This window comes from Microcoleus sp. B5-D4 (genome assembly GCF_036705145.1).
In the GTDB taxonomy this organism is placed as follows: domain Bacteria; phylum Cyanobacteriota; class Cyanobacteriia; order Cyanobacteriales; family Microcoleaceae; genus Microcoleus.
Map to the genome: position 1 here is coordinate 1 of NZ_JAUBTV010000057.1, position 13,375 is coordinate 13,375.

General features: G+C 45.3%; 10 protein-coding genes. 4 read left to right on the forward strand and 6 right to left on the reverse strand.

What is annotated here, in order from left to right; all coding sequences use genetic code 11:
• The 4 genes from QUB10_RS22895 to QUB10_RS22910 all read left to right on the forward strand — a co-directional run.
• Positions 1-2,503: SpoIIE family protein phosphatase (locus QUB10_RS22895; RefSeq protein WP_333205566.1), on the forward strand; the 2,503-nt coding region annotated here is incomplete at its 5' end.
• Between the two features lie 422 nt (positions 2,504-2,925).
• On the forward strand, positions 2,926-3,663 hold the full coding sequence (locus tag QUB10_RS22900) for a PEP-CTERM sorting domain-containing protein (protein ID WP_333205567.1): 738 nt from the start codon (positions 2,926-2,928) through the stop codon (positions 3,661-3,663).
• 316 nt (positions 3,664-3,979) lie between these two features.
• Complete coding sequence (locus tag QUB10_RS22905; protein WP_445300796.1) at positions 3,980-5,407, forward strand: DUF3370 domain-containing protein; 1,428 nt, start codon at positions 3,980-3,982, stop codon at positions 5,405-5,407.
• Between the two features lie 112 nt (positions 5,408-5,519).
• Positions 5,520-6,080 (forward strand): Uma2 family endonuclease, encoded by a 561-nt coding sequence (locus tag QUB10_RS22910; RefSeq protein ID WP_333205569.1) that lies wholly within the window; start codon positions 5,520-5,522, stop codon positions 6,078-6,080.
• 219 nt (positions 6,081-6,299) lie between these two features.
• Here QUB10_RS22910 and QUB10_RS22915 read toward each other — a convergent pair whose 3' ends face one another.
• From QUB10_RS22915 to QUB10_RS22940, 6 genes are all read right to left on the reverse strand, one after another.
• The gene (locus QUB10_RS22915; protein ID WP_333205603.1) at positions 6,300-7,595 is read right to left on the reverse strand and encodes a dihydrolipoamide acetyltransferase family protein; all 1,296 of its coding nucleotides are present in this window, start codon (positions 7,593-7,595) and stop codon (positions 6,300-6,302) included.
• A gap of 173 nt (positions 7,596-7,768) precedes the next feature.
• Positions 7,769-8,209, reverse strand: a complete 441-nt coding sequence (locus QUB10_RS22920; protein ID WP_333054966.1) for a YlqD family protein — start codon at positions 8,207-8,209, stop codon at positions 7,769-7,771.
• A 151-nt stretch (positions 8,210-8,360) separates the two neighbouring features.
• Positions 8,361-10,310, reverse strand: a complete 1,950-nt coding sequence (locus QUB10_RS22925; protein ID WP_333205570.1) for a long-chain fatty acid--CoA ligase — start codon at positions 10,308-10,310, stop codon at positions 8,361-8,363.
• 239 nt (positions 10,311-10,549) lie between these two features.
• Positions 10,550-10,858 carry a UPF0175 family protein gene (locus QUB10_RS22930; RefSeq protein WP_333205571.1) on the reverse strand — a complete coding sequence of 103 codons (309 nt, stop codon included), beginning with the start codon at positions 10,856-10,858 and terminating at the stop codon, positions 10,550-10,552.
• A 221-nt stretch (positions 10,859-11,079) separates the two neighbouring features.
• Complete coding sequence (locus QUB10_RS22935; protein ID WP_333205572.1) at positions 11,080-12,192, reverse strand: hypothetical protein; 1,113 nt, start codon at positions 12,190-12,192, stop codon at positions 11,080-11,082.
• Between the two features lie 247 nt (positions 12,193-12,439).
• Positions 12,440-12,577: a hypothetical protein gene (locus tag QUB10_RS22940; RefSeq protein WP_333205573.1), complete on the reverse strand. Its 138-nt coding sequence runs from the start codon at positions 12,575-12,577 to the stop codon at positions 12,440-12,442.
• Positions 12,578-13,375 lie beyond the last annotated feature (798 nt).

Genomic DNA, 13,375 nt, shown 5'->3' on the forward strand with positions numbered 1-13,375 from the left:
ACTCATTATTATCTCCGATGATTCACTTTTACTTCCTCAATCCGCGTATGTGCCAGTTGGGGGTGCGGAATGTGGGTATCAACTTGGTGAACTTTCTTTACAAGTATTAGAGCAGTTAGATGCCAAAGAGTTTCGTTCTAAAACATTGGTTAATGTTTCCATCTGTATTACGCACTTCAAAAAGCATACTAGGGAAACTATAGAACCCCTTCGTCAAGCAATTAATAGCGGCTTAGAATTTGGAGATATAGAATATGCTTGTCATGCTGCTGATTACTACTGCGCTCATCTGTTTTTTAATGGCGAGCATCTAGACTACGTGCAAGAACAACAAAAAAACTATATTGATTTTGCAGATAAGTTTTCCCAAGAACATCAGTTTTATCTGCTCAAAATTATTGGTCAATTAGTCGCAAATTTACGAGGCATAACAGATAATAGCCTGATTTTAACTGGTGAATTTTTGAATGAGGGAGAAGCTATTGCTTATTTGACAAAAATTAATAATTTAATGTCTTTATTTAGAGTGCTTTTTGCAAAAACCCTACTTTGCTATTTATTTAAAGATTATAAAAATGCTATAATTTATGCTAAAACAGCGTTAAATAATTCAATGCTTGTTCAAGGTAACATTAGTTTTAATAACCACGTTTATTACTATTCTCTGGCTCTTTTAGCTCAGTATTTTCAGGAAACTGAGGAAAAGCAGCAACAATACCTGAAACAAGTAGAAGAAAATCAGGAAAAGATGAAATATTGGGCGTTTCATTGCCCAGCCAATTACCAGCATAAGTATGACTTAGTAGAAGCAGAAAAAGCCCGCGTCTTAGGGCAATCTTTCTCAGCAATGGAATATTACGACCGGGCGATAGATGGAGCCAAGGAAAATGGATACGTCCAGCACGAAGCCCTCGCCAATGAACTAGCAGCAGAATTTTATTTAGCATTAGGTCGTCAGAAAGTAGCGCGTACCTACCTGATTGACGCTTACTATGCTTATATTCGCTGGGGAGCAAAGGCAAAAGTTAAGGATTTAGAAGAGCGCCATGCTGAATTAATCGCACCTATCGTCGGTAGGAAAAATAGCCTGACGAGTGGAAGAGACGAAAGGATTATTCAGAGCAGAACCACTGTAACTTCTACCAGTTCAGGTGCTGCAAACGAGCTGGATTTATCAACAATTATCAAAGCCTCCCAAGCGCTCTCAGGGGAAGTTCATTTAGATAAGTTACTCTCGAATTTGATGCAAGTCTTGCTGGAAAACGCGGGAGCAGAAAAATTTTATTTCCTCCTACCTGACCCAGCAGGTAAGTGGAAAATTGAAGCTCAATGTACGGGTGAACGATGTGAATTAATCTCCAAGTCAGCGACTGAAAGTCAAGAGATTCCTATCTCGCTGGTTAATTATGTAGAACGCACGCAAGAAACTCTTGCGATCGATGATGCAACGAATAAAAGCAGGTTTGCGTCTGACCCGTATATTATTCAGCAGCGACCTAAATCTATTTTGTGTAGCCCCCTGATTAATCAAGGTAAGTTGGTAGGCATCTTATATCTAGAAAATAATTTAACAGCGGGGGCTTTTACGCGCGATCGCTTAGAAGTCCTCAACATCATTTCCGCCCAAGCTGCGATCTCCATCGAAAATGCCCGTCTCTATCAAACTTTAGAAGAAAAGGTGCAACAACGCACCGCCCAACTCGCCCAAGCAAACCAGGAAATTAGCGACCTCAACAACAAACTTAAAGCCGAAAACATCCGCCTCAGTGCTGAGTTAGAAGTCACCAAACGACTGCAACAAATGATCTTGCCCAAACAATCAGAACTAGATAAAATTAAAGGATTAGAAATAGCTGGATATATGCAACCTGCGGATGAAGTTGGCGGCGACTACTACGACGTGCTAACCCAAAATGATCAGGTAAAAATTAGCATCGGCGATGTTACGGGACATGGTTTAGAAAGTGGCGTATTAATGATTATGGCGCAAACCGCCGTCCGCACTCTCCAACAAATGAACGAAACCGATCCGGTGAAGTTTCTTGATGTGTTAAACCGCACCCTTTATGCCAATATCGAGCGCATCGACTCGTCTAGAAACATGACCTTGGCTTTGTTAGATTATCAAGATAGTAACTTTACCCTCAGCGGTCAACATGAAGAAGTTATCGTAGTCCGTACTGATGGTAACATTGAACGGATCGATACAATAGAACTCGGCTTTCCTCTGGGATTAGAGGAAGATATTGCTGATTTTGTTTCCCAAGTTCAAGTGCATCTTAATCCAGGGGATGTAGTAGTGCTTTACACAGATGGAATTACCGAAGCTGTAAATATAAATAAAGTGTATTACGGCATAGAAAGATTGTGCCAAGTGACCAAAGAAAATCGCCACAAAACGGCTGAAGAAATTCGACAAGCAGTAATTGATCATCTGCTGCAACATATTGACAAACATAAAGTTTTTGACGACATTACGTTGGTAGTCATAAAACAGAAATAACGCAAGTGGGTAATTGGTAAATTGTTTGAGCGTCCGACGATCGAAACCGACTTCACGCCCAACAATTTTGGGAATGGTGCGCGGACTCAGGAAGTGCGATCGGCAAACAGAACCGGCGTATTTGTATAAAAAATAACTATTATCTTAGTAATTTTACGCAAATACGGGTTGTAACAGCCGATGGTACCGAAAGTTGCAATAACGGATAGTTAGGCGTGGAATGCCTCCGCAGCAGTCATCCTAGCCTTGGCGACACAACCGAGTTTACGAAAGGTTTAAGAATAAACCTCGCAAAATATTGTTTTGGTAAAGGTATCAAAAATGTATAGACAAACACTTTTAAATGAGCGATGTTGTAAGTAGATACCAAAGGAAATCAATAAAGTCAATCCCCCCAGCGATATAAAAAAGGTCTTACTCTTATGAAAACCAACTTCGCCCAACCACTAACCGCCTGTCTAGCTACTGCTGGTTTAGTTGTTGCTTCTTCCTTACTAACTGCAACGCAAGCCCAAGCATTCAGTTTATCCGTGGCTCCTCAGTACGGTACTACCAACGGCATTGGCACCGGCGCTACTGCAACATTGGACTTCAACTTTGTCCAAAATGGAGCCGATTTGCTCCTGAATTTGGGCATCACCAATACCACGGGCACTCAGGCTACAGCGGGTGGTGCAACAAACTCTTCTCTCGTTGCGGTGGCATTTGACGTATTGAGCGGCGCTACTGCATCGGTTAAACCTACCGCAGGCAGCGCTTTTACAGAGTTTTGGCAAAACGTTGAAATTAGCGGTTTGCAAAAAGACGGTTTCGACTATGGCATTAGCACTCCGCGTAATAGCTTTGAAGGTGGCAACGCTAATGGAGGCTTATATAAAAATGAGTCTACTTTGGTGAGCTTTTTGCTAACTGGCAGCAGTCTGAGTGCGGCTCAGGCAGAAAGTGCTTTCTTGACCGGATTCCAGAATGGTACGCTCAAGGCAGGGGTTCGCTTCCAACAGGTAGCTGGGTCTAATGTTGGCACCAGTGACAAAGTTATGGCCGGAGTTTCGGCTGATGCTGAGCCAGTGCCCGAACCAACCACTATTGCAGGTATGGTGATGGGATTGGGAAGTTTAGTAGCAGCACGCCGCAAGCAGGCAAAAAAGGCTCTTGCTTAAATTTTATCAGGGGTGCGGGTCATCCATCGGCAGAAAAGCTCGCCGCAGTTCTAGTGAATTCAGCTTAACTTCTAGTATCAACTCATAAGAGCCAGCACAGCTATCGTGCTTCTGGCTCTTATTTTTGTTCTTCACCTTGACAAAAATGTAGATTTTGTCAAGGTGAAAAACAAAAAATTTGCGATGCCCGCATTTCCGCAAAAATTGACCTAAAATCCCAAAATCCCCAGAAAATATCAACCAACTTGTGGTAATGTTTTGTGTCGGTTGCTATGTGGCAATCCTTCTGCAAGTTCAGTTAAACGCGCTCTCAGCAATGTTTTTGCCAATTATACCCTTAGCTCAAGCAATCCCGACACCTCCGACCCAACAAGTCATCATCGAGCGAGAATTCCCGCTACCGGAAAACGAACTGGATTTGCCAGCGCCTCCAACAACCGCCCCGCTGAACACTGTGACGGTGCCCCAGCAAGTGCGCGTTTTACCGGGACAACTCGACAGCATCCCGGTTTTCAACAGCAACAGCCCCGAAGTTGTGCAAACCGAAGGCATTTTGCTCTCCACATTTGGGCCCGAAGGAAAACAAGTACCTTCTGCACACTTAAACTTTCCCTTCAAAGGTCGATTTGACATCTTTGCCCACCACATCGCCAAAGCTAAAAATCGCGAAGAAACTCGCACCTTATTTCAAGGAATAATTGTCCACAATCCTAACTCCGAACCTGTTACTTTAAATGTCTTGCAAGGAGCAACTTATTTAACTCGGCCGGATGCCTTGTTTGTCGATTTGCCGTCGTATTTAGAGAATCGATTCGGCACTGTGTTTGCGGGGCCTGGAAGCCGCATCACTAGCGATGTATTGCGGGGGTTCAGACAAGCCATTTTGCCCGCTGCGATCGAGATTCCGGGCAATCAGAGCCGAATGCTGATGAATTTGCCGATACCTGTGGGGAATATCACGCCTTCTTCCAACGGTCGATCGACCTTAATGCGAATGTCGAGCAGCAATTCGGTTTATGTAGCATCATTAGCAATGTTTGCTCCTACAACTCAAGAAGGAGTCGAGCAATATCCGACTTTAGAAGAGTGGGAAAATATTTTAAATACCAAAGGTTTAGCGGGGCCCAGAGATTTAGCACCAACCCCCAGAGGCGAAAATCCGGTGCAAAAAATTTATGGCCGCGTGGCGGGAGTAGCGGAAGGTTCCCAGTGGCAAGCTAAAATTACGGACAATTCGAGAACCGATTATTTAACTATTCCCAAGCGCGGCGAGTCATTTTCCTATGCTCTGAGCACAACGGATACGGGTACTTTTGGAACTGGTCAAATTCAAAGTGCTAAAATGTTAGCTCGCTATCCCGATACTGCTTATTCTGCTCACGGTAATTATGGGATTCAATACAACTTAACTTTTCCGCTTTACAACAAATCTCGTGAATCCCAATCTGTTAGCATTAAAATGCAAACACCGATCAAAGCAAATATAGAAGCGGGGGGATTGATGTTTTACGATCCTCCTGAAAATCGGATATTTTTCCGAGGTACGGTGCGGGTGATGTTTAAGGATGATACGGGCAAGACTTTGACGCGCTACATTCACATCGTGCAGCGCAGGGGACAGCAGGGGGAACCTTTGGTGAATGTGAATATGAAGCCGGGGGAACGCCGTTTGGTGCAGGTGGATTTCTTGTATCCGCCGGATGCGACGCCGCCGCAAGTTTTGACTGTGCGATCGAGTAATTAATTGGTGGTTATACCAATTTAATATGAAGCTGCACAGAACATAGAGCCAGTAGGTTGAATCTTACTGGCAACAATGATAAAGTTTAGACAACTGTTGAATAAGGAGAATAGTTATGTCTGTTCAGATGCAAAGACGGCTATTTACAGTACAAGAATATCACCTAATGGGTGAGGCTGGCATTTTGAGCGAAGATGACCGAGTAGAATTGATAGAAGGAGAAATTGTTCAAATGGCTGCAATTGGTACTCGTCATGCAAGTTGTGTAAAGCGCCTGATCGCTGTGTTCTCCGATTTGGAGAGAAGACGTGCGATTATAGGCGCCCAAGACCCGATCCAGTTAACTGAACGCACCGAACCTCAACCGGATATTGTATTGCTGCAACCTCGCGCTGACTACTATGCTACTGCACATCCAGTACCATCTGAAGTTTTGTTGTTAGTTGAGGTTTCTGATAGCACTGTTTATTTCGATCGCGATGTGAAAGTACCTAACTATGCTCGTGCTGGTATTCAAGAAGTATGGTTGTGGGATCTTGAGATTAATTGTTTAGAAGTTTACCGTTTTCCGACGGCAAATGGCTATACTTCAATGCAAAAGTTTGAGCGGGGAGAAATGGTGGCGCCGCTAGCTTTTCCTGAGTTTGAAGTAAGCGTTGATTTTATTTTGGGTTAGAGCGATATAGAATTATAGCCTTTCTGGTTTGACATGAGGTGTTCTCGTGGGCGATCCTCTTCGAGGGCTTCGCTAACGGGCGATCGGGGAGCGGTTGGGAGCGGTGCTTACCTCATTTTATTGAGAACCGCTATAGATTCAATATTATAAACTCTTAGCTGATTGACAGTCAACTGTCAACAGTTAACTGTCAACAGTTAACTGTCAACAGTCAACTGATTAAAGTGTCAAAGACTGAGGATTTGTCTCAATCAATTTCGCTAAATCTTGCAAGAAAGATGCAGCATCAGCACCGTAAATAATCCGGTGATCGCAAGTAATATTCACCTGCATTTGCCGCTTCACTCCCATCAAACCATCCTCGTTTGCAACTACTTGCGGCCGCGAAGAACCGATCGCCAAAATCGAGCCTTGATTCGGCGGCAAAATCGCGTCAAACTTGTCTACTCCAAACATTCCCAAATTGGAAAGAGTAAAAGTTCCCGTGCTGTACTCATCAGGCTTCAACTGCTTGGTGCGGGCGCGATCGACTAAATCCTTCCAAGTGCGCGAGAGCGAATAAATATCGAGGCGATCGGCATTTTGCAACACCGGCGTAATCAAACCACCGCCATCCATCGCCACCGCTACCGCCACATTAATATCAGCGCGGTATTGAATTCCCGACTCCACATAAGAAGCATTCAGCAGAGGATGTTTTTGTAAAGTTACAGCTACAGCCTTCGCCAGCATAGCCGTCATCGTGACGCCCTTCGACTTAATTTGTTTGTAGAGTTTGTCGAGATTATCAGTAGTAATTGTGTAACCGACGCGGAAAGACGGCACGCTCAAACTTGCTTCCATATTCCGCACCACCGCATTTTGCAGCGCATTCATCGGTACTCTTTGGCCCGAAAGTGCGATCGCCGGGACTGGTGCGGGTGCGGGTTTGGCTGCTGCGGGGGCGGGTGCTGCAGATGCCGGTGCGGGTGCTGCGGGAACTGTTACCGCTTGCTGAACCGGAGCTGGTTGAGCTTTGCCGGCTGCTGCTTCCACATCCTCTGCGACAATGCGACCGTTGGGCCCGCTGCCTTTGATAGAATTCAAATCTACTTTAAACTCTTTGGCTAATTTGCGAGCGCGGGGAGAAACGACGCTGCGGCCGTTTTGGCGACTAACATTTTGCTGTAAACCTGCTGAGGATGTAGCTGCGATCGCAGGAGCGGGGCTGGGAGCAGGGGCTGCTGCTGCGGTTGGGGCGGCTGCTCCTTGCTGCTGAGCTGCGGCGATTTCGGCTTCTGTTTCTGCTACCAGGGCGATTGCCGCCCCCACCGGAGCTACTTCGCCTGCAGGTACGATAATTATTGCTAAATAGCCTTCGTAGAAAGACTCCACGTCCATGTCGGCTTTGTCGGATTCAACCACCACCACCGTTTCGCCTTTTTCTACTTTGTCTCCGGCGGATTTGACCCAGGAAACAATTTTGCCCTCTGTCATGGTAGAACTCAGGGCTGGCATGAAAACTTCGCGAATCATCTGTAAAAAGTCCTTTTGTGTTGATAATAGGTAATCGGTATTTGGCAATTGAGCATTGGCGATCGGCCACTGGCAATACTTATTATTATGCCAGTGTCTCGCATTCTTGATGTGTGACTGTTGACTCAAAATCAATTGCCAATTACCGATCGCCAATTACCACTTACCAATTTCTAAATATCACCTCGAATTTCTTCGACTATGCCGTCGCGGAGGAGAATTTCTACTTGCATTTTTTGAATCAAGTTTTCTCCCAGCCCGACAGTGAATGTGCCGTCAATTTGACCTTGACTCACTTCTTGTTCCAGGTCTAGCACCTGCACTTGCTGAAGCTGTTGCAGGTTTTGGTTTTTCTGTTCTAGCAGTTCGCTTTTTCTTTGATTCACCTGCACTTGAATGTTTTCTATTTGCTGCATTACTTGCGGGCCTGGGGGCTGCAAATTTGACTTTTGGATTTCTGAAATCATCCGCTGCCCTTGCATTTCTAACTGTTGTAGCTGAGAGTCTATTTGGTTGATTTGGGCTTGGAGTTGCTGTTGAGCTTCTTCTTTCCAGCGAGGAGTAACGACGACTTTAACGTTAATCGATCGCTTCAAGAGTAATTGTGGTTCCATAAAGTTGTTGCTTGTCAATTAGGAATTAGGCATTAGTCATGAGTCATTAGTTGGTAAACCTGAACTAATGGCCCAGGACTGAGGACTCGGAATCGGGACTCGGGTGTTGGGATAATTTTTTCTTTTCCATTCCCCAAGTCCAGCGAATATTTCAAAACATCCCGTCAATCATATCGCGGTAGTGTTGCGTCACAACCGGGCGCTTAATTTTCAGGGTCTGGGTCAACATTCCATTTTCCATCGAAAATGGCTCCTGAATCAACCGGAACGGGCCGATGCGATCGTCCGCGCGGTATCCAGGGCGATTTTGCACCTCTCGGTTCAATTCTTTGCGAAATAAATCTTGAATTGTCTTGCTATTCCAGTCAATTTCGTGTATGGGGGGATTCTGAGTTTCTGCCCATTTCTGCACGGCTTCTGCATTGGGGACAATTAAGGCGCCGACGGATTTCTGGTCTTGACCTACTAGCATAATTTGGTCGATGTAGGGGCTGCGGACGCAGGCGTCTTCTATGGGCTGAGGTTCGATGTTTTCGCCGTTGGTGAGGACGATCGTATCTTTGGCCCGCCCGGTCAAGATTAAGTCGTTTCCCGGTGTCAGCCAGCCCAAATCCCCGGTGTCGAACCAGCCTTCGGAGTCGATCGCCTTGGCAGTCGCTTGGGGATTAAGATAATAACCTGCCATGATTTGCGGCCCGCGGCCCAATACCAAGCCGCGCTGGCCTGTGGGCAGTTGCTGTCTGGTTTCCGGGTCTACTATTTTAATTTCCGTATGGGCAATGGGCTGTCCTGCAGAACCTTTAAGATTGTGCCAAGGGCGGCGCACAGTTAAAACCGGCGAAGTTTCGGTTAAACCGTATCCCACTAACAAGCCGATATTCGCTATTTCAAAGAAATTGTCTAAATGCGTGGCCAAAGAACCGCCGCCGCTAATTGCCCACTTAAAACGTCCTCCCGTAGCTTCCCGGACTTTTTGGTAAACCAGTTTTTCGGCGAGGGCGTGGACGGGAAATAATAAAATGCTTTTGATGCGGGCGATGAATTTTTCGGAAGCAGAAGCCGGTTTCAAATTGAGAGTTAATCCTTGGAAAACGCGGCGGGCTTCTATGTATTGCTGGCTAGCCGATAGCAGGAATTTCACCAATTTTTGTTTGTTGGCTGGCTGTTCTCGAAATTGCTTTTGTACTGCCTCGTAAATCGATTCCCAGATGCGCGGAACGCTAATCATGTACTGGGGTTTGTAGGCTTTAAAGTCTTGTTTGAAATAGCGAATATTGGTGTAAATTTGCGTGCATCCTTGGGAAAACATGAAGTATTCGACGCTGCGTTCGTAGGCGTGCCAACTGGGGAGGATGCTGAGAACACCTTCGCCGGCTTCGGGCTGGAGAATTGTGCCGAAGGTGGTGACTTGGTGCAGCAGGTTGCCGTGAGTCAGCATGACGCCTTTGGGTTTGCCGGTGGTGCCGCTGGTGTAGAGGAGGGTGGCAAGGGTTTGAGGCTTGTGGTTGGTGGGTTTGAGGGGACGGTTTGCCCCTGTGGTCATCACTTGGGAAAATTTGACTGTGCTTAGGGTTTGGCTGGTTTCCGGTTCTTCGTCGGAGAGGAGGACGATGAGTTGGATGGGCAAATCTGGGAGGCGGTGTTGCAGTTTTTTCAGTAATGCCAGGTTTTCGACTACCAAGGCGGTGCTGCCGCTGTCTTGGATGATGTACAGGAGTTCTTCGGGGTCGGCGGTGGCGCCTCGAACGGCGTTGGCGCCCCCGGCCATCATGATACCTTGGTCGGCTATCAGCCAGCGGGGACTGTTGTCGGCGAAGAGGGCGACGCGGGGAGGGACTGCTTCTTCGGGATTTTGTTCGATGCCTAGGGCTTGTAAGCCAGCGGCGAATAGCTGGATTTGTTGGTACAGGTCGGTGTAGGTGAGTTTGATTTCTGGCTGGGTGTGGGGGTCGTGGAGGGCGACGGTTTGACCGAATTTTTGTTTGACGATCGCCCAAATTTCGGGTATTGATCGAATGGAACTGTAATCGATCAGCTTGCTGAGGTTCGCGCGATCGCGATCGGTCATTTGAGATGATGTATGGGATGCTGGGTTGTTCATAGGGTATTTTCCTGAGTTTAGGGAGATAAAGTTATTGGCTATAAGTTTAATATCACAGTTATTTTATAACTATCTGGCAGTGTCGTGACAGTTTACCAACCTGCCATTGTCTATTCAGGAAATTAGAGATGCAAGATGATGAAAATTATAGTTGCACAGAAACACATGAATTTAGCAAGTTTGATAGTAGTTACTTTTAGTGCGATCGGTCTAGCATTATTATGAATTTGGTTACTTTTTCAAACGCGATGGATAATCCCCTCCCACAGTTCGGAAATAGGGTGTAATTTACCTTCTTTAATTTGCTGGAGGGAGTTACGGAGACTGGCTAGGACGATTTCGGTGGGTTCGTCATCGGGATCTGCGTGCGGGATGACGATATGGCGACCGATTAATAGTTGGTAGAAGTCGTCCACAGACATTGCAGCGACTTGAGCGGCTTTATCTAGACTGAGGCTGTGCTGCTGATAAAGTCCGATCGCCAATTCTATCCTCACATCGGCTTCAGTCAGGGGGAGATTGTCGGGAATGTCGATCGTAATTTGCATGATTTATAGTACATTTTAATTTCAATTGTCTCTGAAGTGCGATCGTTACAGATTCATTTAACTTTGATTCATAGGCTGTATTCTTCAAGATTAAAACGAGTATATCTTCTGTCAGCACTTTAACATAGCTGGGTGCTTAGGGTACACCTTACCCAATAAAATTTAACTATGAGTGGAACAGGCATCTTGCCTGTTCATGAAACTCATGCAATATCTCAGATTTAAGCGATCTTGCGCGGTGCATCAACCATCGGTGCTGTGCCAAACAAATGTCTGAGATAACTGCGACTGAGCTCGCGGTTCCAGCGCCGCAAACGCACCATCACTCGCGTGAATGTAAAAGTCAATTCCAACACCAAAGAAAGCTGTTTGAGACTGAGTGAATTATTAAACACATCATTGCCGTGCGTGCGTTCAATCTGATGGTGTTTCAGCAAAGCAATCAGGTTTTTGGTAGACCCTTTCATTTGATTGAAATAACTCTGGGAGAATGCCCAGCGGCTGAAACCCCAAAACTTAGCCAAATGATTAATTTCATCCTGTAAAGGCTGGGAAATTGCCTGTTGCAACGCTCCTGTTGAGTGTACCATCAACCATAAATAAACAGAAGTAGCTCCCCACTCGGTACTCAGGCGACTAATCACGTGTTTATAGGTATCTTGCCAAGCGTCACCTGTGGATTGACAACCCTTAACAGAGTTCGGTTTAACTTGCAGTTTGTCGGCTGTAAGTTGCTGGTAAATTTTCCTAAATGTCGGGCAATGTTGGCGTTCTTCTTTTTCCCAGACACCTATCTCTAGAATGTTGCCATTGGCATCAAAAATTCCTCCCATAAACCGCGCCATTTGCGGGTAAATATGCTGTAAGTAGCACCAACTTTCTCTACCGTAGCTGCGGATGGGAGCTTCAATTTCTGCCGCACTTGCCAAAATTTGTAAAAAGATTTCTGGCTTGACACCAATAATTTGGTCGCGATTGATTCCTTGCCAATCTATGGGCTCCCAAGGGCGGGGATGCGGGGCGGAAAATTGCTGGGGTAGATCGGAAAGTCGATCGCTCAAAACTTCCAATGACATATAATGGTCGATGAGGGAGTTAATCCTCGCCCGACTTTGCAAGTAGCGAAGGCTTTGATACTGATTTCCAGCCAAATCAATTGTATACACCTTACCAGTAGCTTTCATTGTTTCTGCCTGTTCGTAACTTTTACAGCTATTGTGCAAAAGGCATTTGGGAAGCCGCAATGAGTAAGGTGCAGGCTGCTCAATTACTAGCAGTTGCCTTGATTGAGCCGAACTCAGGTGAAACGGCATGAAGTAGGGTGAACTAAACAACAGATGATAGGGCTAAGATGTGCCGAAAAGTACCCTTCCTCCCATCCCCAAAATAATTTAACTCGATTGTGCGGCGGCAATCGCTGGGGAGCATCTCATATTTGTAAAAACACTTTTTCTGGCTCCTTCCTTCTTCCTTCTTCCTTCTTCCTCTTTTCTCCTGGCTCCTGACTCCTGACTCCTAACTCGAATTTCTAGCGGAGGGCGGCTTTCATTGAGATGCTCTCAATCGCTGGATTCTGCATAGTTAATTAGTCGCCACAAGTGTCTGGCATTGCATCACAGTAATTAACCGCGAAATCACCACCGTCAATCTTGGTTTCAACAGTGTCGATAATTGAAAATACAAAGACTTGCCACCGCCCGTGGGGATGACAATCATCATATCCAGTTTTTGTAAAGCAGGTTCGACAATTTCCTGAGTTGGTTGTTGGATTCTACACTATTCCCTGCTTTTGGAGAACAAATACACTGAGTGCGATCGCACAAAATTCGTTACGCAGAGAAACCGATACTTTTAATCGGGGTTTAGACGGATAGTGATGGGTAGCGATAGTGATGGGTTTAGGCCATCACAGAAGTCACCCCCAAATCATTGGTAACAAGTTAAGCTAAGAAAGCATTTGTCAATCAGCAATTATGCTCAACTTTTACTCGGATTTTGGGCATCAAACTGAGATTTGGGCGATCGAGGAATCATGCCGAGGGTGATATTTATACTTACTCTCTCTCAAATCGTGAATTTTCCACTCCTAAAAAAGCAGTTTTTTTAAGTAATATTACTGATTGACAAATGCAATTAAGTCTTAACTTGTCACCAATGCCCCCAAATGGAAGGCCGTTATCAAAAGCAAAACTTTTTATTTTACTTTAATTCGTTACATACCCAGATTAGATGGTGAATTAATTGCTTGAATTGCTGCTACAAACTAACAGCCATCAATATTTCTTGACAATGTTCGGAATCTCGACTTCACAAACAAGCGTCAAAAATTGATGGTTTTTGAATCCTGAATGTAAAGTTTTGCGTGTATATACGTATACCAGGCACAACAACTGGAGCGCTCAGCTTCACAGAATCTTCACAAATATCCCGTATAATTACGGTAGTATTATAAAGATTACGTAAAGATTGCCCTTAAAGGTAGCCAAAACCACGATTCTGTAAGTTAAACTGAGAGCC

Excerpts from the sequence above, each read along its gene's own strand:
- QUB10_RS22915 (WP_333205603.1), bottom strand. The coding sequence starts at position 7,595 with ATGATTCGCGAAGTTTTCATGCCAGCCCTGAGTTCTACCATGACAGAG.
- QUB10_RS22920 (WP_333054966.1), bottom strand. The coding sequence starts at position 8,209 with ATGGAACCACAATTACTCTTGAAGCGATCGATTAACGTTAAAGTCGTC.
- QUB10_RS22940 (WP_333205573.1), bottom strand. The coding sequence starts at position 12,577 with ATGATGATTGTCATCCCCACGGGCGGTGGCAAGTCTTTGTATTTTCAA.
- QUB10_RS22925 (WP_333205570.1), bottom strand. The coding sequence starts at position 10,310 with ATGAACAACCCAGCATCCCATACATCATCTCAAATGACCGATCGCGAT.
- QUB10_RS22900 (WP_333205567.1), top strand. The coding sequence starts at position 2,926 with ATGAAAACCAACTTCGCCCAACCACTAACCGCCTGTCTAGCTACTGCT.
- QUB10_RS22905 (WP_445300796.1), top strand. The coding sequence starts at position 3,980 with ATGTTTTTGCCAATTATACCCTTAGCTCAAGCAATCCCGACACCTCCG.
- QUB10_RS22910 (WP_333205569.1), top strand. The coding sequence starts at position 5,520 with ATGTCTGTTCAGATGCAAAGACGGCTATTTACAGTACAAGAATATCAC.
- QUB10_RS22930 (WP_333205571.1), bottom strand. The coding sequence starts at position 10,858 with ATGCAAATTACGATCGACATTCCCGACAATCTCCCCCTGACTGAAGCC.